Annotated in this window: 18 protein-coding genes; 12 read left to right on the top strand and 6 right to left on the bottom strand. The window is 60.1% G+C overall.

Annotation, left to right across the window (positions count from 1 at the left end):
* Nucleotides 1-122: 122 nt before the first annotated feature.
* Genes zwf through BKX96_RS14235 form a run of 3 tightly spaced genes read left to right on the top strand, consistent with a single transcriptional unit; the run spans nucleotide 123 to nucleotide 2,975 of the window.
* Nucleotides 123-1,592, top strand: a complete 1,470-nt coding sequence (gene zwf / locus BKX96_RS14245; RefSeq protein WP_046816620.1) for a glucose-6-phosphate dehydrogenase — start codon at nucleotides 123-125, stop codon at nucleotides 1,590-1,592.
* On the top strand, nucleotides 1,579-2,292 hold the full coding sequence (gene pgl, locus BKX96_RS14240) for a 6-phosphogluconolactonase (RefSeq protein WP_046816621.1): 714 nt from the start codon (nucleotides 1,579-1,581) through the stop codon (nucleotides 2,290-2,292). Before zwf ends, pgl begins: the two co-directional genes overlap by 14 nt.
* 17 nt (nucleotides 2,293-2,309) lie before the next feature.
* Complete coding sequence (locus BKX96_RS14235) at nucleotides 2,310-2,975, top strand: bifunctional 4-hydroxy-2-oxoglutarate aldolase/2-dehydro-3-deoxy-phosphogluconate aldolase (protein WP_046816622.1); 666 nt, start codon at nucleotides 2,310-2,312, stop codon at nucleotides 2,973-2,975.
* Nucleotides 2,976-3,104: 129 nt separating this feature from the next.
* Here BKX96_RS14235 and BKX96_RS14230 read toward each other — a convergent pair whose 3' ends face one another.
* Both BKX96_RS14230 and BKX96_RS14225 read right to left on the bottom strand, forming a co-directional pair.
* The gene (locus BKX96_RS14230; protein ID WP_077184316.1) at nucleotides 3,105-4,286 is read right to left on the bottom strand and encodes an aminotransferase class V-fold PLP-dependent enzyme; all 1,182 of its coding nucleotides are present in this window, start codon (nucleotides 4,284-4,286) and stop codon (nucleotides 3,105-3,107) included.
* 11 nt (nucleotides 4,287-4,297) lie between these two features.
* Nucleotides 4,298-4,534, bottom strand: a complete 237-nt coding sequence (locus BKX96_RS14225; RefSeq protein ID WP_008056784.1) for a DUF3820 family protein — start codon at nucleotides 4,532-4,534, stop codon at nucleotides 4,298-4,300.
* Nucleotides 4,535-4,737: 203 nt separating this feature from the next.
* Between BKX96_RS14225 and BKX96_RS14220 the strand changes: the two genes are divergently transcribed.
* From BKX96_RS14220 to BKX96_RS14205, 4 genes are all read left to right on the top strand, one after another.
* On the top strand, nucleotides 4,738-5,205 hold the full coding sequence (locus tag BKX96_RS14220; protein WP_046816625.1) for a ferritin-like domain-containing protein: 468 nt from the start codon (nucleotides 4,738-4,740) through the stop codon (nucleotides 5,203-5,205).
* 158 nt (nucleotides 5,206-5,363) lie between these two features.
* Nucleotides 5,364-7,352: an FUSC family protein gene (locus BKX96_RS14215; RefSeq protein WP_077184313.1), complete on the top strand. Its 1,989-nt coding sequence runs from the start codon at nucleotides 5,364-5,366 to the stop codon at nucleotides 7,350-7,352.
* Nucleotides 7,339-7,545 carry a DUF1656 domain-containing protein gene (locus BKX96_RS14210; protein WP_046816627.1) on the top strand — a complete coding sequence of 69 codons (207 nt, stop codon included), beginning with the start codon at nucleotides 7,339-7,341 and terminating at the stop codon, nucleotides 7,543-7,545. Before BKX96_RS14215 ends, BKX96_RS14210 begins: the two co-directional genes overlap by 14 nt.
* 10 nt (nucleotides 7,546-7,555) lie before the next feature.
* The gene (locus BKX96_RS14205; RefSeq protein ID WP_046816628.1) at nucleotides 7,556-8,410 is read left to right on the top strand and encodes an efflux RND transporter periplasmic adaptor subunit; all 855 of its coding nucleotides are present in this window, start codon (nucleotides 7,556-7,558) and stop codon (nucleotides 8,408-8,410) included.
* Between the two features lie 113 nt (nucleotides 8,411-8,523).
* Here BKX96_RS14205 and BKX96_RS14200 read toward each other — a convergent pair whose 3' ends face one another.
* Both BKX96_RS14200 and BKX96_RS14195 read right to left on the bottom strand, forming a co-directional pair.
* Nucleotides 8,524-8,994, bottom strand: coding sequence for a MaoC family dehydratase (locus BKX96_RS14200; RefSeq protein WP_046816629.1), 471 nt, complete (start codon nucleotides 8,992-8,994; stop codon nucleotides 8,524-8,526).
* A 41-nt stretch (nucleotides 8,995-9,035) separates the two neighbouring features.
* Nucleotides 9,036-9,980, bottom strand: coding sequence for an alpha/beta hydrolase (locus BKX96_RS14195; protein WP_046816630.1), 945 nt, complete (start codon nucleotides 9,978-9,980; stop codon nucleotides 9,036-9,038).
* A 227-nt stretch (nucleotides 9,981-10,207) separates the two neighbouring features.
* Here BKX96_RS14195 and fadD2 point away from each other — a divergent pair, with 227 nt between their 5' ends.
* Together fadD2 and fadD1 are read left to right on the top strand one after the other, a co-directional pair.
* A complete protein-coding gene (fadD2, locus tag BKX96_RS14190) occupies nucleotides 10,208-11,896 on the top strand; it encodes a long-chain-fatty-acid--CoA ligase FadD2 (protein WP_046816631.1) in 1,689 nt (562 codons plus the stop codon).
* 344 nt (nucleotides 11,897-12,240) lie between these two features.
* Entirely contained in the window at nucleotides 12,241-13,938 is a 1,698-nt protein-coding gene (gene fadD1, locus BKX96_RS14185) for a long-chain-fatty-acid--CoA ligase FadD1 (protein WP_046816632.1), read from the top strand.
* A 43-nt stretch (nucleotides 13,939-13,981) separates the two neighbouring features.
* On the opposite strand, the gene BKX96_RS14180 is transcribed toward fadD1, so the two are convergent.
* Nucleotides 13,982-14,359 (bottom strand): hypothetical protein, encoded by a 378-nt coding sequence (locus BKX96_RS14180; RefSeq protein WP_046816633.1) that lies wholly within the window; start codon nucleotides 14,357-14,359, stop codon nucleotides 13,982-13,984.
* A 199-nt stretch (nucleotides 14,360-14,558) separates the two neighbouring features.
* Here BKX96_RS14180 and BKX96_RS14175 point away from each other — a divergent pair, with 199 nt between their 5' ends.
* The 3 genes from BKX96_RS14175 to def all read left to right on the top strand — a co-directional run bounded on the left by BKX96_RS14175 (nucleotide 14,559) and on the right by def (nucleotide 16,428).
* The gene (locus tag BKX96_RS14175) at nucleotides 14,559-14,750 is read left to right on the top strand and encodes a CsbD family protein (RefSeq protein ID WP_046816634.1); all 192 of its coding nucleotides are present in this window, start codon (nucleotides 14,559-14,561) and stop codon (nucleotides 14,748-14,750) included.
* Nucleotides 14,751-14,926: 176 nt separating this feature from the next.
* Nucleotides 14,927-15,886 (top strand): YihY/virulence factor BrkB family protein, encoded by a 960-nt coding sequence (locus tag BKX96_RS14170; protein ID WP_046816635.1) that lies wholly within the window; start codon nucleotides 14,927-14,929, stop codon nucleotides 15,884-15,886.
* Nucleotides 15,887-15,888: 2 nt separating this feature from the next.
* Entirely contained in the window at nucleotides 15,889-16,428 is a 540-nt protein-coding gene (gene def, locus BKX96_RS14165; protein WP_077184310.1) for a peptide deformylase, read from the top strand.
* Between the two features lie 5 nt (nucleotides 16,429-16,433).
* Here the strand turns inward: def and BKX96_RS14160 are convergent, their stop codons facing one another.
* Nucleotides 16,434-16,844 (bottom strand): GNAT family N-acetyltransferase, encoded by a 411-nt coding sequence (locus BKX96_RS14160; RefSeq protein ID WP_046816637.1) that lies wholly within the window; start codon nucleotides 16,842-16,844, stop codon nucleotides 16,434-16,436.
* Nucleotides 16,845-16,863: the final 19 nt, after the last annotated feature.

Here is a 16,863-nt window from a genome sequence, read left to right as displayed (position 1 = left end):
CCGACCGACCACCACACGGAATCTGTATTTTGCGAAAATGTTGTGGTTATTACTACATTTTCCCTTGAGTGATGCCTTGAAAAAAGGTATTTGTAGCTTAACTTGATAAAAGAACAAACATCATGCCTTCGATTACGGTTGAACCGTGCACCTTCGCCTTGTTCGGCGCCCTGGGCGATCTGGCCCTGCGAAAGTTGTTTCCTGCCCTCTATCAACTCGATGGCGCAGGCCTCTTGCACGAGGACACGCGGATCATCGCGCTGGCCCGGGAGCCTGGCAGCGAGCAGGAGCACCTGGCGTTCATCACGTCCGAACTGCGCCGCTACGTGGGTGCCAAGGAGCTGGACGAAGCCGTGCTCGAGCGCTTCCTCGCACGCCTGAGCTACCTGCACGTCGATTTCCTCAAGTCCGAAGACTACGTGGCCCTGGCTGAAGCAGCCGGCAGCGCACAACGGGTCATTGCCTATTTCGCCACGCCGGCAGCGGTCTACGGCGCGATTTGCGAAAACCTGGCCAAGGTCGGCCTGGCGGAAAACACCCGCGTGGTGCTGGAAAAACCCATCGGTTCGGACCTGGAATCCTCGCGCAAGGTCAATGACGCCGTGGCGCAGTTCTTCCCGGAGAACCGCACCTATCGCATCGACCACTACCTGGGTAAAGAGACCGTCCAGAACCTGATCGCCCTGCGTTTTGCCAACAGCCTGTTCGAAACCCAGTGGAACCAGAACTACATCTCCCACGTGGAAATCACTGTGGCCGAGAAGGTCGGTATCGAAGGCCGCTGGGGTTACTTCGACAAGGCCGGCCAACTGCGGGACATGATCCAGAATCACCTGCTGCAGCTGCTCTGCCTGATCGCCATGGACCCGCCGGCCGACCTGTCCGCCGACAGCATCCGCGACGAGAAAGTCAAAGTGCTCAAGGCGCTGGCACCGATCAGCCCGGAAGGCCTGACCACCCAAGTGGTGCGCGGCCAGTACATCGCCGGCTACAGCGAAGGCAAACCGGTACCCGGTTACCTGGAAGAACCCAATTCCAACACCCAGAGCGACACTGAAACCTTCGTCGCCCTGCGTGCCGACATTCGCAACTGGCGCTGGGCCGGCGTGCCGTTTTACCTGCGTACCGGCAAGCGCATGCCGCAGAAACTGTCGCAGATCGTCATCCACTTCAAGGAACCGTCGCACTACATTTTCGCTCCCGAGCAGCGCCTGCAGATCAGCAACAAGCTGATTATCCGCCTGCAACCGGACGAAGGCATTTCCTTGCGCGTGATGACCAAGGAACAAGGCCTGGACAAGGGCATGCAGCTGCGCAGCGGTCCGTTGCAGCTGAATTTTTCCGACACCTGGCGCAGCGCACGGATTCCCGATGCCTACGAGCGGTTGTTGCTGGAAGTGATGCGCGGCAATCAGAACCTGTTTGTCCGTAAAGATGAAATCGAAGCCGCGTGGAAGTGGTGTGACCAGTTGATCGCCGGGTGGAAAAAATCCGGTGATGCGCCCAAGCCGTACGCGGCCGGGTCCTGGGGGCCGATGAGCTCCATTGCTCTGATCACGCGGGACGGGAGGTCGTGGTATGGCGATATCTGATTTGAAACTGCCCCAGGGCGTCAGCGGGCATGCGTTCAAGAGCCCGGTGCTGCTGGCCGAAAGCCTGGCGCTGAATGTGGCCAAGCACTTGGGTGATGCCATTGAAGCCCAAGGCACGGCGACCCTGGTGGTCTCCGGTGGCCGCAGCCCAGTGGCTTTTTTCCAGCATCTGGCCAAACAGCCGCTGGACTGGTCGAACGTGGTGGTCAGCCTGGCCGATGAGCGCTGGGTGCCGGTCGAGCACGCCGACAGCAATGCCGGTTTGCTGAAGAAATACCTGTTGCAGGGGCCGGCGGCCAAGGCTCAGTTCCTGAGTTTGTACAGCGCCAGCGCCAACCTTGAACAAGCCGCCGATCACGCCGACCGCTTGCTGTCCGAGCTGCCGGTGATTGACGTGCTGGTGCTGGGCATGGGTGACGATGGCCACACGGCGTCGCTGTTCCCCGGCAGTCCGAACCTGGCCGAAGCCCTGCAGGCGGACGGCAGCCGGCGCTGCTACCCGATGCTGGCGCCAACCGTGCCGCGTCAGCGCCTGACCATGAGCCGTGCGCTGCTGGCTTCGGCCAAACACAAGATCCTGTCGATTTCCGGTCAGTCCAAGCTGACCACCCTCGATGAGGCACTGGCCGGTGATGATGTCGCCGCATTGCCGATTCGCGCCTTTCTGCAACCCACGTTAGAGATTTACTGGTGCCCATGAGCCAAGGAACAGCCGCTATGACAAACCCATCCCCGACCGTTTCCATGGCGGACAAAGTTGCCCTGATCGACAGCCTCTGCGCCAAGGCGCGGATCCTGCCGGTCATTACCATTGCTCGCGAGCAGGACATCCTGCCGCTGGCCGACGCCCTCGCCGCCGGTGGCCTGACCGCCCTGGAAGTCACCCTGCGTTCGCAGTTCGGCCTCAAGGCTATCCAGGTCCTGCGTGAACAGCGTCCGGAGCTGGTGACCGGTGCCGGCACCGTGCTGGATCGGCACATGCTGGCGGCAGCGGAAGCAGCGGGCTCGCAGTTCATCGTCACGCCAGGCATCACCCGTGACCTGCTCGAAGCCAGCGTCGCCAGCCCGATTCCACTGTTGCCAGGCATCAGCAATGCCTCGGGCATCATGGAAGGCTACGGCCTGGGCTATCGCCGCTTCAAGCTGTTCCCGGCGGAAGTCAGCGGCGGCGTCGCGGCCATCAAGGCCCTGGGTGGCCCGTTCGGCGAAGTGAAATTCTGCCCAACCGGCGGCGTGGGTCCGGCTAACATCAAGAGCTACATGGCATTGAAAAACGTCATGTGCGTGGGCGGTAGCTGGATGCTTGATCCGGAGTGGATCAAGAACGGCGACTGGTCCCGCATTCAGGAATGCACCGCCGAGGCTTTGGCGCTGCTGGACTGATCCGCTTCAACTGACACTTCGTTGTGTGCTTTACGGCTTTACGGTGCGCTTGGTCGGTGCACCGTTTTTTTTTGCCCGCAAAAAAACGTGTGGGAGATTCTATGCTGCAGGCTCGCTCCCACAGTAATCTCAGCGCAATTCCGTCAACGCCGACGTCAACACCATCATATCCGCCGCCGTAGTCGTCAGCCCCGGCGTGATACGGATACACGGCCCACAGGCCGCACCGCTGCGCACTACGGTGAACAGGTTGTAGTCGTTGAGCAGGCGTTCGACCAGCGGCTGTTGGTCGGCGTGTGCGTTAAAGCGCATCGAGGTGATGCCGCAGTACAACCGTGGGTCATCCGGCGTCATGACTTCGATGCCCGGCAGCTCGCGTGCAGGCTTCACCCACAGGTTGCGCAAGTAATTGAGTCGCGCACCCTTGGCGGCGGATCCGCCCATCGCATGATGTTCCTCGATGACCAGCGGCAGGGTCAGCAAGGCCGGTATGTTCGGCGTGCTGTGCGGCGTGCGGGCGCGGATGTCGGTGACCGGGAAATGCATTTCGCCCATGTCCGGGTCGATGTCGGCAAGGCGCTCTGGAGCGATATGGATGAAGCCCAGGGTCAGCGGCGCACCGATCCACTTGTGCAGGTTATAGGCGGCGAAGTCGATGCCCAGCTCTTTGAGGTCGAACTCGAACTGACCCAGCGCATGGGCACCGTCGAGGATCACGTCGATGCCGTGTTCCCTGGCGGCGCCGGCAATCGCCTGGACCGGCATCACCAGGCCAGTGCGGTGGGTGACGTGGGTCAGGGCCATCAGCTTGAGTCGCGGGTAACGCTTGAAGGCTTCGCGGTAGGTGCCCAGCAGGCTGTCGAAACTGGCGGGATGCCGGTGTTCGATCTCGATGACTTCAACGCCGCGGTAGCGCGCCAGCCAGCGCATGGCGCTCTTGACCGTGTCGTATTCCAGATCGCTGAACAGCACCTGGTCACCCGGTTGTAAAAGGTTGTAGTTGCGGATCAACGATTGCAATCCGTCCGTCGCGTTGCGGGTGAGGGCGACGCTTTCTGCGACAACGTCGATCAACCCGGCCACCAGCGCGCTGATCTTCTGGCTCTCGCCCTGTTCGAAACGCTGGCGCACGTAGACCGAGTTGCTGCGGTTGATCAGCTCGATGTTGCGTTGATATTCCTCGACCACCGTGCGCGACATGCGCCCGAAGTAACCGTTTTCCAGGTTGGTCGGGCCAGGCTGGACAGCGTAGCGGTCGGCGAAGGTGCGCCAGAAGGCTTCATCACGGGCGCGGCGGGTGTTATCGGGCATGGGTTACTCGTTCAATGACGGGGTGCAGGTTTGCCGTGTTTGGCGCGCAAGGGTTCGAGCAGCTCGGACAAGCCGTTGTGATCGATTTCCTGCATCAGGGCCAGTAACCCGCCCAACTCGCCGTGGGGAAAACCCTCCCGGGCGAACCAGTTGAGGTAGGGACCTGGCAGGTCGGCGATGATTCGCCCCTTGTATTTGCCGAAGGGCATCTGGCGGGTAATCAATAGTTCGAGCTTTTCAGGGTTCATCAATCGGCCGTCTTGAATCAATCAGTCTGGAAAATACAGGCATTCTGCATGCAGGCCAAATGACAGATCATGCAAATAAAACGGATACAGATTTTTGCCTAAAGTATAAGTTATTGAAAAATAACGAATTAATAATGAATTCCAAGCTGGCATGACCAGTGCAATACCTATTGCATCTTTCATCAACCCGCGAGGAATTGAAAATGACCGACATGAATAAAGAAGCGATTTCTGTACTCAACGACCTGATCGAAACCTGCAAGGACGGTCAGGAAGGGTTCAAGACTTGCGCTGAAGACATCAAGCACCCTGAACTCAAAACCTTGTTCGTGCAACGTTCGGCCGATTGCGCAAGCGCGGCTGCTGAATTGCAGGGCCTTGTTCGCTCGATGGGTGGCGATCCGGAAACGTCCACCAGTGTCAGCGGTGATCTGCACCGTCGCTGGGTCGACGTGAAGTCGATGTTCACCGGCAAGGACGAAGAGGCTGTACTGAACGAAGCCGAGCGTGGTGAAGACCATGCGATGAAGGCTTACAGAGACGCCATGGAAAAGATCAACAAGCACAACCTGGTGGGCATTCGCGATGTCGTTGAGCGTCAGTACCACGGCGTACAGCGCAATCACGATCAGGTAAAAGCCCTGCGTAACCAGGCTCGCGCACGCTCTTAAGCGTTCGTTAGCTGTCAAAAACGCCAGCCAGCCTGGCGTTTTTTTGTGCCGGGGATTTACTGCTGGACGGGAGATAGATAGCTAGCTAATAATTTGTTTTTTCAAGTTGCCCGGCGTAAGCCGTCTATCGTTAAACCGTCTTATCAAGAGTCCAATTCGTGCCTATCACCCTGCAGGCTTTGTTCGCGCCTGACCGTCGCGCCGTGCAATTCGCGATCAAGACCCTGATCGGCGGGGGCGTTGCGCTGTGGCTCGCGTTGCGCTGGGGCCTGGAGCAGCCGGCATGGGCGTTGATGACAGCTTTCATCGTGGCCCAGCCGTTGTCCGGGATGGTCCTGCAAAAAGGCCTGGCACGGCTGCTGGGCACACTGGTCGGGACCATCATGTCGGTGGTGTTCATGGGCGTCTTCGCCCAGACACCCTGGCTATTCCTGTTAGCCCTGGCGTTGTGGCTGGGGCTGTGTACCGCCAGTTCAACGTTGTTGCGCAGCGCCTGGTCCTATTCATTTGTGCTGGCCGGCTACACGGTGGCGATCATTGCCTTGCCGGCCATCAATCATCCACTGACAGTGTTCGATCAGGCGGTGGCGCGATGCACGGAAATCAGCCTGGGGATTATCTGCGCCACGGCCAGCAGTGCCTTGCTCTGGCCCCTGCGGGTCGAACGCCAGTTGGCGGACCAGGCCCGGGCAGCCTGGCAAAGCGGCATCAATGCCGCGCGGGCGACACTGGCCGGCGATGGTCAGGCGCGCAAGGGCTTGTTGGAAATTCTCGGTAGAATCGTCGCGGTGGACGCCCAGCGTGAACACGCCTGGTTCGAAGGCGGCCGAGGCCGACAGCGCGCGCGGGCCATCAGCGGCCTGAGCCAGAAACTGTTGATGCTGTTGCGCATTGCCCGTTCGGTGCGCCGGCAGTGGAAGCAGTTGGAGCCCCAGGAGTCCGAGCAATTATTGCCGTGGATGAACGAGGTGCAGGAGGCGCTGGGCAGTGCCGATGGCGCGACCCTGCAAGCCTTGCGCCCGCGGTTGCTCGATGCCTCCCATGATCCGCACATCAGTTCTGCGCAGAGCTACTGCCTGGTCCGTTTCACCTTGTTGATGGATACCGCCATGGCGGCGAACGCGGCGTTGAAAGCGGTGGAGCAGGGCAGTGAAACACTCGACCCGCCAAGAACCCTGGCACCGCATCGCGATCTGTCCCTGGCCCTGGTCTTCGGTGCCCGCAGCGCCTTGGCTTTCCTGGTGGTGTCGTGCTTCTGGCTGGCCACCGCCTGGCCCGCCGCGGCCGGTGCCCTGGTGTTGACCTGCGTGGTCTGCAGCTTGTTTGCCAGTCGTGAGAACGGTGCGCAGATCGGCATGAGTTTCATGCGGGGTATTTTCCTGGCCATTCCGGCGGCGTTTATCGTCGGGCAGATTCTGCTGCCGCAATGGAGCAGTTTCGCCATGCTCTGCCTGGGCATGGGGGTGCCGCTGTTTTTCGGCGCGCTGGGCATGGCCAAGCCGCAGATTGGCGCCACGGCCACTTCGTTCTGCCTGCATTTCATTGTGCTCGTGGCACCGCTGAACCAGATGCAGTTCGACGTCGCGACCTTCTTCAACAGCGCCCAGGCCATGGTGATCGGCGTTGGTGCGGCGGTGTTGGCGTTCCATTTGCTGATCCTGCGCAACCCGACCTGGCATGGTCGACGTCTGCTGGCGGCTACGCTTGACGACCTGGTACGCCTGACAAGGCGCAACCTGGCCGGCGCCGAAAGCTGGTTCGGCGGGCGCATGGCCGACCGTTTGCTGCAGCTGGCCCGGCACTATCCGGAGCTGCCGGAACCGGCCCGCAGTCGTTGGGACGACGGCTTGCTCGGCCTGGACATCGGCGACGAATTGCTGCATCTGCGCTTGAGTCTGGCGGTGGCGCAGGTACCGGTCACGGCACCACAGCGGCGGTATCTCGACGATCTGGAAAATGTCCTGCGCCAAGGTCCGGCGGGCAGTCGCGCCGAGGCCTTGGCCGAACCCAGCGAAGCGTTGCTGCAAACCCTGTACGTGTTGCCCCCCAGCGATGCGGTGAAGCTGGCCCAGGGCGCGGTGCTGCAATTGCAAAACAGCTGGCGTGCCTGGTGCCGCCAGCAGGAGGAACTTCATGGGCTTGCGTGAGTGGTCGGTGGGCGGCGTGCTGCTCAGTCCGTTCCTGATTTACCTGGTGCTGGCACTGCTGGTGACTGGCGCCTTGCGCCTGTTGTTGCGCCTGACCCCGGTGAGCCGCTGGATCTGGCATGAAGCGTTATTCGATTGTGCCTTGTACGTCTGTGTATTGACCGTGATCACCGTCGTCCTCGGACCTTTATAAGGAGTTGAACATGCGTACCCCCGTACGTGTCGCCGTCACCCTGTGCCTGGTGGCCGTGGCGATTTTTGCCGGCATCCATTTGTGGCAGTACTACATGCTGACCCCCTGGACCCGCGACGCGCGCATCCGCGCCGATGTGGTGGTGATTTCCCCGGATGTGTCGGGGTGGGTGCGTGAGCTCAAGGCTTACGACAACCAAGAGGTCAAGGCTGGCGATCTGTTGCTGAGCATCGACCGCGACCGCTTCGAGGCCGCGCTGGAGAAGGCCCAGGCGGTGGTGCAGACGCGCCAGCAGCAACTCAATCTACGCGAGCGCGAAGCCAGCCGACGCGCCAGCCTCGGGCCGCAGGCGATCAGTGCCGAGCTGCGGGAAAACGCGCAGATCAACGCCGGTATCGCCCGGGGTGAATTGCGTGAAGCCCAGGCCGAAGCCAAGGCCGCGCAAATCAACCTGGATCGCAGCCAGGTCCACGCCCCGCGCAACGGGCACATCACCAACCTGCGCCTGGCCCAGGGCAACTATGTGAATGCCGGGCAGTCGGTCATGGCCTTGATCGACGACTCGACCTTCTATGTGCAGGCGTATTTCGAAGAAACCAAGCTGCCACGGATTCGCGTCGGCGACCCGGTGAAAGTCTGGTTGATGAGCGCCGGGGATGCCTTGCAGGGGACGGTGGAAAGCATCAGCCGGGGGATTACCGACCGCAACACCACGCCGGATGGGCAGTTGCTGGCGGAAGTCGAGCCGACGTTCAACTGGGTTCGGCTGGCGCAACGGATTCCGGTGCGAATCAAGCTGGACAAGGTGCCCGAAGGGCTCAACCTGAGTGCAGGGATGACGGCGAGTGTGCAGGTGCAGGAGTGATCGTTCCCACGCTCTGCGTGGGAATGCAGCCCGGGATGCTCCGCGTCCATTCAATAACCGAACGCGGAGCGTCCGTTGAGGCATTCCCACGCGGAGCGTGGGAATGATCACTCTTAACCGATGCTGATGGGCGGCAACTCGGTCAAGGTCACCGACTGTTGCTTGCGTGGCGCCAGGATCTCTGCCTCGCCATCCACCACCAGCTCATCGCGCTGGTTGAATACGCGAGTGGCAATGCGCACACGAAACTTCGGCAGCTTCTCGAGGATTTCCAGGCGCACCGTCAGGGTGTCGCCAATCTTCACCGGCTTCTGGAAGCTCATCTGCTGACCGATGTAGATGGTGCCCGGTCCAGGCAGCTCGCAGGCGACCGCGGCACTGATCAGCGCGCCGCTGAACATGCCGTGGGCGATACGCTCCTTGAACATGGTGCTGGCGGCGTATTCAGCGTCCAGGTGCACCGGGTTGTGGTCGCCGGACATCGCGGCGAACAGCTGGATGTCGCGCTCCTCGACGGTTTTGCTGAAGCTGGCGGTCTGGCCGATTTCGAGGGCTTCGTAAGGGGTGTTGGTAACCTGGGTCATGTGTCTGGATTCCTGTGACGAATTAAAAAATTCACAAAAAACTATTCGGTTCGGTGTGGTCGCGGGTTGCTCAACGTCTGGTTGAGCCAGGCCAACACGTCGCTCGTCACTTCATCGCGGTTGATGTCGTTGAACAATTCGTGCCGTGCCTGCGGGTAAACGGTCAGTTGCAGGTTCTGGCTGCCAGCCTCGCGCAGCGCGTTGGCCAGATCATTCAGACGCTTGCCTTCACTCACCGGATCACATTCGCCGCCAATCACCAGCAACGGCAGGCCCGGATCAATCTGGGCGAGATTGGACGCTTTGCTGATTTGCTGCAAGCCGCCGAGTAAATCGATCCACAGTTGGTTGGTGCAGCGAAAGCCACACAGCGGGTCGTTGGCGTACAGGTCGACCTCTGCCGGGTCACGGCTGAGCCAGTCGAAGCGGGTGCGCGCCGGTTTGAATTTTTTGTTGAACGAGCCGAAGGACAGCCATTCGATCAGGGCGCTGCGGCCCTTGGGGCCCTGGCGCAGGCATTCGATACGCGCGATCTGGCGGGCTGCGCGATACAGGGCCACGGGCTGGAAGTTCGAACCGCTGAGGATGGCCCCGTGCAGGCTGGCGCTGTGGTGCAACAGATACGCCTGGGCGATGTAGCTGCCCATGCTGTGTCCCAGCAACACGATGGGGACGCCGGTGTGCTGCTGGCCGATGTGCTGGTTGAGGCACGCCAGGTCGCCCACCACCTTGGCCCAGCCGTCGCTGTCGGCGAAATGGCCGAGCGTCCCGTTTTCGGCAGTTTTGCCATGTCCACGCAAGTCCGGCGCGTAGACGCCGTAACCCTGCTCGCAAAGTCTTTCCGCCAGGCGCGCGTAGCGGCCGCTGTGTTCCGCCATGCCGTGGGCCAGCAGGATCACGGCCTTTAGCCTGCCAGCAGGGAGCCATTGGTTGACGAAGAGCCGGCTGCGGTCACTGGCGGTCAGCCAGAACGTATCGTGGATCATGGCGATTCCTTTCCATGCAGGGGGGCACGAGGTGTTGCATTGTATAGCGCATTACGACGTTGGCATCAGCCCACGCCACGGCGGGAAGATTCACACGGTCTATGACGCCTTTGCTCATATTTGCCTGATTCGCCATAGCTGCTAGTGTCCGTGAAGCTCCGTGGTCTGTTATTGAGAAATGACAGATCAGCGGCCCCGGATAGGTTCAGGTAAAGAGGACAAGAACAATGCAACCTGATTTCTGGAATGACAAACGCCCGGCCGGCGTACCCCTGGACATTGATGTCGCTGAATACAAGTCGGTCATCGAGGTGTTCGAGCGTTCCTGCAAGAAGTTCGCTGATCGCCCGGCATTCACCAATATGGGCGTCACCCTGACCTACGCTGAACTGGAACGCTACAGCGCCGCGTTCGCCGGTTACCTGCAGGCCCATACCGACCTGGTACCGGGAGATCGCATCGCGGTGCAGATGCCCAACGTCCTGCAATACCCCATCGCCGTGTTCGGCGCCTTGCGTGCCGGGCTGATCGTGGTCAACACCAACCCGCTGTACACCGCGCGGGAGATGCGTCACCAGTTCAAGGACTCCGGTGCCCGGGCACTGGTGTACCTGAACATGTTCGGGCAGAAAGTCCAGGAAGTGCTGGCCGACACCGATATCCAGTACCTGATCGAAGCGAAGATGGGCGACCTGATGCCGGCCGCCAAGGGCTGGCTGGTCAATACGATGGTGAGCAAGGTCAAGAAGATGGTCCCGGCCTATTCCTTGCCCCAGGCGATCTCCTTCAAGACAGCGTTGCGCCAGGGCCGAGGCCTGGGCATCAAGGGGTTGAAGGCGGACCTCAATGACATCGCCGTGCTGCAATACACCGGTGGCACCACCGGCCTGGCCAAGGGCGCGATGCTGACCCACGGCAACCTGGTGGCCAACATGCAGCAGGCCCGGGCCTGCCTCGGCCAGTTTGGCGCCGACGGCCGGCCGCTGTTGCGCGAAGGCCAGGAGGTGATGATCGCACCGCTGCCGCTGTATCACATCTATGCGTTCACGGCCAATTGCATGTGCATGATGGTGACCGGCAATCACAACGTGCTGATCACCAATCCCCGGGACATCGGCGGATTCATCAAGGAGCTGAAAAACTGGCGGTTCTCGGCACTGCTGGGGCTCAACACGTTGTTCGTCGCGCTGATGGATCACCCGGACTTCAAGACCCTGGACTTCTCCAGCCTCAAGCTCACCAACTCCGGCGGCACCGCGCTGGTCAAGGCCACGGCCGAGCGCTGGGAGCAGATGACCGGTTGCCGCATCACCGAAGGCTACGGCCTGACCGAAACCTCGCCGGTGGCCTGCACCAACCCCTATGGCGACCAGTCGCGCATCGGCACGGTGGGCTTGCCGGTGCCGGGCACCACGCTGAAGGTCATCAACGACGAGGGCGTCGAGCAGCCCTTGGGCGAGCGTGGCGAGTTGTGCATCAAGGGCCCGCAGATCATGAAGGGCTACTGGCAGAAACCCGAGGCGACCAACGAAGTGCTGGATACCGAGGGCTGGTTCAAATCCGGCGACATCGCGGTGATCGACCCGGACGGCTTCGTGCGTATCGTCGATCGCAAGAAGGACATGATCATCGTCTCGGGTTTCAACGTGTACCCGAACGAAATCGAAGACGTGGTCATGGCTCACCCGAAGGTCGCCAACTGCGCGGTGATCGGTGTGCCGGACGAGCGTTCGGGCGAGGCGGTGAAATTGTTCGTGGTGGCCCGCGAGGCGGGGGTCAGCCTTGAAGAACTGAAAGCCTACTGCAAGGAAAACTTCACGGCGTACAAAGTGCCCAAGCACATTGTCTTGCGTGAGTCGTTGCCGATGACACCGGTGGGCAAGATTCTGCGGCGGGAGTTGCGGGATATCGCCTGATGGGTGAATAGCGCGGATCGCGAACAGGCTCGCTCTCACAAGGTTCAGTGGTGAACCTGTGGTAGCGAGCCTGCTTGCGTTTTTTTTTGCAGAATCCCCCGAATTACAAGGCTCTCAGGGCTTTATAGAATTTTTACTCTAAAATGACCGGTTTGTATTCTTGAGTCACAATTGTGACTGTAGAGGCCGCTTTTGGCTCTAGGCGACCCTAGGCAAAGCTGCTACTCTCGGCGCGTTTTGTGCTTCTCGGCCTGTATGAAAGCCCAGATTCACCAATAACCAAACACCAATAATAATCGCATCAAATGCGGTGTTGAATTCGCGTTGCTGAGGAGTGGGCTTCCATGATCGAAGACTTTTGGAAGGATAAGTACCCAGCTGGAATTGCTGCCGACATCAATCCAGACGAATACCCGAATATTCAGGCAGTGTTGAAGCAGTCCTGCCAACGCTTCGCCAACAAACCGGCATTCAGCAACCTGGGCAGGACCATCACCTACGGTGAGCTGTATGAACTGTCCGGTGCCTTTGCCGCGTACCTGCAACAGCATACCGATTTGCAGCCCGGCGATCGAATCGCCGTGCAACTGCCTAACGTGTTGCAGTACCCGGTCGCCGTCTTCGGTGCCATTCGCGCCGGGTTGATCGTGGTCAACACCAACCCGCTGTACACCGCGCGGGAAATGGAACACCAGTTCAACGATTCCGGTGCCAAGGCCCTGGTTTGCCTGGCCAATATGGCGCACCTGGCTGAAACCGTGGTGCCCAAGACCGGGGTCAAGCATGTCATCGTCACGGAAGTGGCCGACCTGTTGCCACCGCTTAAGCGTCTGCTGATCAACAGCGTGATCAAGTACGTCAAGAAGATGGTGCCGGCCTACCACTTGCCAAAAGCCGTAAAGTTCAACGACGTGTTGAGCAAGGGCCATGGCCAGCCCGTGACTGAAGCCAGCCCCGCCAGCAGCGACGTTGCGGTGTTGCAATACACCGGCGGCACCACTGGTGTGGCCAAGGGAGCGATGCTGACCCATCGCAACCTGGTGGCGAACATGCTGCAGTGCAAGGCACTGATGGGTTCCAACCTCAATGAAGGTTGCGAGATCCTGATCACGCCGTTGCCGCTGTACCACATCTATGCGTTCACCTTTCATTGCATGGCGATGATGCTGATCGGCAACCACAACATTCTGATCAGCAACCCGCGCGACCTGCCGGCGATGGTCAAGGAACTGTCGAAGTGGAAGTTCAGCGGTTTCGTCGGCCTCAACACCCTGTTTGTGGCCCTGTGCAACAACGAAGGCTTTCGCAAGCTGGATTTCTCGGCGTTGAAAGTCACCCTGTCCGGCGGCATGGCCCTGCAACTGGCGGCGGCGGAGCGCTGGAAAGCGGTCACCGGTTGCGCGATCTGCGAAGGCTACGGCATGACTGAAACCAGCCCGGTGGCCACGGTCAATCCGATCCAGAACATCCAGATCGGCACCATCGGCATTCCGGTGCCGTCGACCCTGTGCAAAATCGTCGATGATGCCGGCGTCGAACAGCCAATGGGCGAAATCGGCGAGCTCTGTGTGAAAGGCCCGCAAGTCATGAAGGGCTACTGGCAGCGCCAGGATGCCACCGATGAAATCCTCGACAGCGAAGGCTGGTTGAAGACCGGTGACATCGCGCTGATCCAGCCTGATGGTTACATGCGCATTGTCGATCGCAAGAAGGACATGATCCTGGTCTCCGGTTTCAACGTGTACCCGAACGAGCTGGAAGACGTGCTGGCGACCCTGCCGGGCGTGCTGCAATGCGCGGCCATCGGTGTGCCGGACGAGAAGTCGGGGGAGGCGATCAAGATTTTCATCGTCGCCAAGCCGGGCGTGACCCTGACCAAGGAACAGGTGATGGAGCACATGCGCGCCAACGTCACCGGCTACAAGGTCCCGCGTTCCGTGGAGTTCCGCGATGCGCTGCCGACCACCAACGTCGGCAAGATCCTGCGTCGGGAATTGCGCGATGAAGAGTTGAAGAAGATCAAGGCGAAGAACGCCGCGTAAAACAAAAAGCCCCGCAGATGCGGGGCTTTTTGTTGGGGTTCTTTTATTGGCGGAACGGCGCGAAATTGACGTTGGTGCCCGCCGGGCGCATGTCCTGCAGGAACGAGTCCTTGTCGGCGCTCAGTTCCAGGCTCAACGCCGCCTTGCGCTTGCCTTCGTTGCGCACCACCAGGCCTTCGAGCTTCTCGCGCAGGAACACGGTCGGCACCTTCAGGTGCAGCAATTCGTCGGTGTCTGGCGTGTGCATCAGCAGGTGAATCCACTCGTACTGACCCACGGCCAGGCGCGCCACCGGGATATCGAACCACCAGATGTTGCGGTTGCGGTTCAGTTCGGTGAAGTGGCAGTTGTTGACGCCAAGCACAGCACCGCCGAGTTCCAGGTTTCTGCGGGCAATGGCCTGCTTTTTATCGAGTTTCATAACATTCCTACAAAATTGGATCTTCAGCGCCAGGGCCTGAATACGTTGCGCATTCTCGGGGGTTGGCCGGTAAACATAAAGCCCAACCTGCTCGGATCGATGAAATGTCGCGGTAAAAATAAATGAAACTCTGCGCAAAGGCCTCCGGTCAACCTTGTGTAACGACTTTTCTCACCTAGATGTTCACAGGAGAAAGACCATGGGTAGCACTGGCGATAAAGTAAAAGGCATGGCCAACGAAGCAGCCGGCAACGTCAAGCAAGGCGTCGGCAAGGCCACCGGTAACGACAAGATGCGCGCCGAAGGCGTGGTGCAGGAAAAGAAAGGCGAAGCCCAGCAAGCGGTCGGCAAAGCCAAGGATGCCGTCAAGAAAGGTGTCGACAAGGCTTGATTCGGCCTTTGCTGAACTCAAGAGCGGCCATCCACAGATGGCCGTTTTTGTGTCAGCTTGAACTAGATTGCTGAAATTGTTTCAAAGTCGCCAGGTAGACGACTTTACTGAATGAAAGCGACCCCAGGGCCGCCACGATTATTACTCGCTTTTGTTTGCGGCGGACGGAGACGCTAATGATATTCCCGGACATGAGAGGTCTGCCCCTGCACCGTGTGATCATGCGCACGGTCACTGAGTTCGTCGACGACGAAATGTCGACCTATGCCTCGGCGCTGGCTTATCAGATGCTGTTTTCGTTGTTCCCCTTCATTCTCTTCCTGATCGCCCTGATCGGTTTCCTGCACCTGCCTGACTTCTTTTCCTGGCTGCGCCTGCAGTCGGAACTGGTGCTGCCGCCCCAAGCGCTTGAGCAGGTCAATCCGGTGATCGACCAGCTCCAGCAATCCAAGGGGGGGCTGTTGTCGGTGGGTATCGTGATTGCCCTGTGGACTGCTTCGGCCGGTGTGCGGCTGATGATGAGTGCCATGAACGCCGCCTACGATGTGGTCGAAGGCCGTCCGGCGTGGAAACGTTTTCCATTGTCGATCATCTACACCGTCGGCATCGCCGGCATGCTGTTGATCGCTGCCGCGCTGATGGTGCTCGGCCCGCAGGTGATGAGCTGGATCGCGGCGCAAGTCGGTCTCGAGTATTTCATCGTCACCCTCTGGACCATCGCACGCTGGCCGGTGATCGTGATCCTGCTGATGGTCGCCGTGGCGCTGATCTATTACGTCATGCCTGACGTCAAGCAAGAGTTCCGCTTCATCACGCCCGGCTCGGTCCTGGCGGTGGTGGTGTGGATCATCGCGTCGCTGGGCTTCGGTCTGTACGTCAAGGAGTTCGCCAACTACAACGCCATGTATGGCAGTATCGGCGCGATCATTGTGCTATTGCTGTACTTCTACATCTCCGCCGCGGTGTTGCTGCTGGGCGCGGAGATGAATGCGGTGATCGAGCACATGTCGCGAGAGGGCAAGGACCCTGGCGAAAAGGTCGCTGGCGAGCATGGCCCCGTCCATGAGGAAAAACACCACGTATCGGGACTGGGCCGCGATCATTCACAACCGAAACCGACCATTGACGAAACCTGACCATGATTCGTGAAATTCTGAAAATGGGCGATGAGCGCTTGTTGCGCATTGCCCCGCCGGTGCCAGCCGAGATGTTCGACAGCCCCGAGTTGTGGCAACTGATCGACGACATGTTCCAGACCATGGAAAGCGTCGGCGGAGTCGGCCTGGCCGCGCCACAGATCGGCGTCGACCTGCAACTGGTGATCTTCGGCTTCGAGCACAGCGAACGTTACCCGGAAGCCGAAGCGGTGCCACAGACCATCCTGATCAATCCGCTGATCACGCCGCTCAGTCCGACCCTGGAAGAAGGTTTCGAAGGGTGCCTGTCGGTGCCTGGGCTGCGTGGTGCGGTGGATCGCTATCAACATATCCGCTACGAAGGCGTCGACCCCAAGGGCGAGCCGATCGTGCGTATCGCTTCGGGCTTTCATGCTCGGGTGGTGCAGCATGAGTGCGATCACTTGATCGGTCGGTTGTACCCGTCGCGCATCAGCGATTTCAGCAAGTTCGGGTTTACCGAAGTGATGTTCCCGGATCTCGATCCCAACGCAGACGACTGACCGGTCTACCGCTCCAGGCCCATGGCAATCATCGGCTTGCTGCGCGCGTATCGACTCAGGCGCTCGACCATGGCGTAGGGCATCGGCGGATCGAAGACAAAACCACGACGCTGATAAAAATCACGCAAGTCCGGATGGCAGAACAGCCATACCGGGCTTTCAATGTGGCCGGTGGCGGCTGCGATCAACGCGGCGGCGACTCCCTGTTCGCGACAGGTCGGCGCGACGAACAGCCCGGTCAACCAAAGCCCTCCCGATACCGGCCGCAAACACAGCGCACCGACGATCTCGTCGCGCCGTGCTACCCACAATTGTGCCTCACGGACCGCTTTCATCGACGATTGGTGGGCGCGATAAAACTTGTTCATCAATGGCCATAAGGGCTCGTCGAGCCGGGTGTACTGGGTGTCGGGCATGGTCTGGGACTGTCGGTGT

Origin of the sequence: Pseudomonas putida, from assembly GCF_001976065.1 — a bacterium.
Taxonomy (GTDB): Bacteria; Pseudomonadota; Gammaproteobacteria; order Pseudomonadales; family Pseudomonadaceae; genus Aquipseudomonas; species Aquipseudomonas serbica.
This window is presented reverse-complemented; position numbering and strand designations above follow the sequence as displayed.

Bases quoted from the DNA above. Each gene is read 5' to 3' on its own strand.
- zwf (WP_046816620.1), top strand. From the start codon at position 123: ATGCCTTCGATTACGGTTGAACCGTGCACCTTCGCCTTGTTCGGCGCC.
- pgl (WP_046816621.1), top strand. From the start codon at position 1,579: ATGGCGATATCTGATTTGAAACTGCCCCAGGGCGTCAGCGGGCATGCG.
- BKX96_RS14235 (WP_046816622.1), top strand. From the start codon at position 2,310: ATGACAAACCCATCCCCGACCGTTTCCATGGCGGACAAAGTTGCCCTG.
- BKX96_RS14230 (WP_077184316.1), bottom strand. From the start codon at position 4,286: ATGCCCGATAACACCCGCCGCGCCCGTGATGAAGCCTTCTGGCGCACC.
- BKX96_RS14225 (WP_008056784.1), bottom strand. From the start codon at position 4,534: ATGAACCCTGAAAAGCTCGAACTATTGATTACCCGCCAGATGCCCTTC.
- BKX96_RS14220 (WP_046816625.1), top strand. From the start codon at position 4,738: ATGACCGACATGAATAAAGAAGCGATTTCTGTACTCAACGACCTGATC.
- BKX96_RS14210 (WP_046816627.1), top strand. From the start codon at position 7,339: ATGGGCTTGCGTGAGTGGTCGGTGGGCGGCGTGCTGCTCAGTCCGTTC.
- BKX96_RS14205 (WP_046816628.1), top strand. From the start codon at position 7,556: ATGCGTACCCCCGTACGTGTCGCCGTCACCCTGTGCCTGGTGGCCGTG.
- BKX96_RS14200 (WP_046816629.1), bottom strand. From the start codon at position 8,994: ATGACCCAGGTTACCAACACCCCTTACGAAGCCCTCGAAATCGGCCAG.
- BKX96_RS14195 (WP_046816630.1), bottom strand. From the start codon at position 9,980: ATGATCCACGATACGTTCTGGCTGACCGCCAGTGACCGCAGCCGGCTC.
- fadD2 (WP_046816631.1), top strand. From the start codon at position 10,208: ATGCAACCTGATTTCTGGAATGACAAACGCCCGGCCGGCGTACCCCTG.
- fadD1 (WP_046816632.1), top strand. From the start codon at position 12,241: ATGATCGAAGACTTTTGGAAGGATAAGTACCCAGCTGGAATTGCTGCC.
- BKX96_RS14180 (WP_046816633.1), bottom strand. From the start codon at position 14,359: ATGAAACTCGATAAAAAGCAGGCCATTGCCCGCAGAAACCTGGAACTC.
- BKX96_RS14175 (WP_046816634.1), top strand. From the start codon at position 14,559: ATGGGTAGCACTGGCGATAAAGTAAAAGGCATGGCCAACGAAGCAGCC.
- BKX96_RS14170 (WP_046816635.1), top strand. From the start codon at position 14,927: ATGATATTCCCGGACATGAGAGGTCTGCCCCTGCACCGTGTGATCATG.
- def (WP_077184310.1), top strand. From the start codon at position 15,889: ATGATTCGTGAAATTCTGAAAATGGGCGATGAGCGCTTGTTGCGCATT.
- BKX96_RS14160 (WP_046816637.1), bottom strand. From the start codon at position 16,844: ATGCCCGACACCCAGTACACCCGGCTCGACGAGCCCTTATGGCCATTG.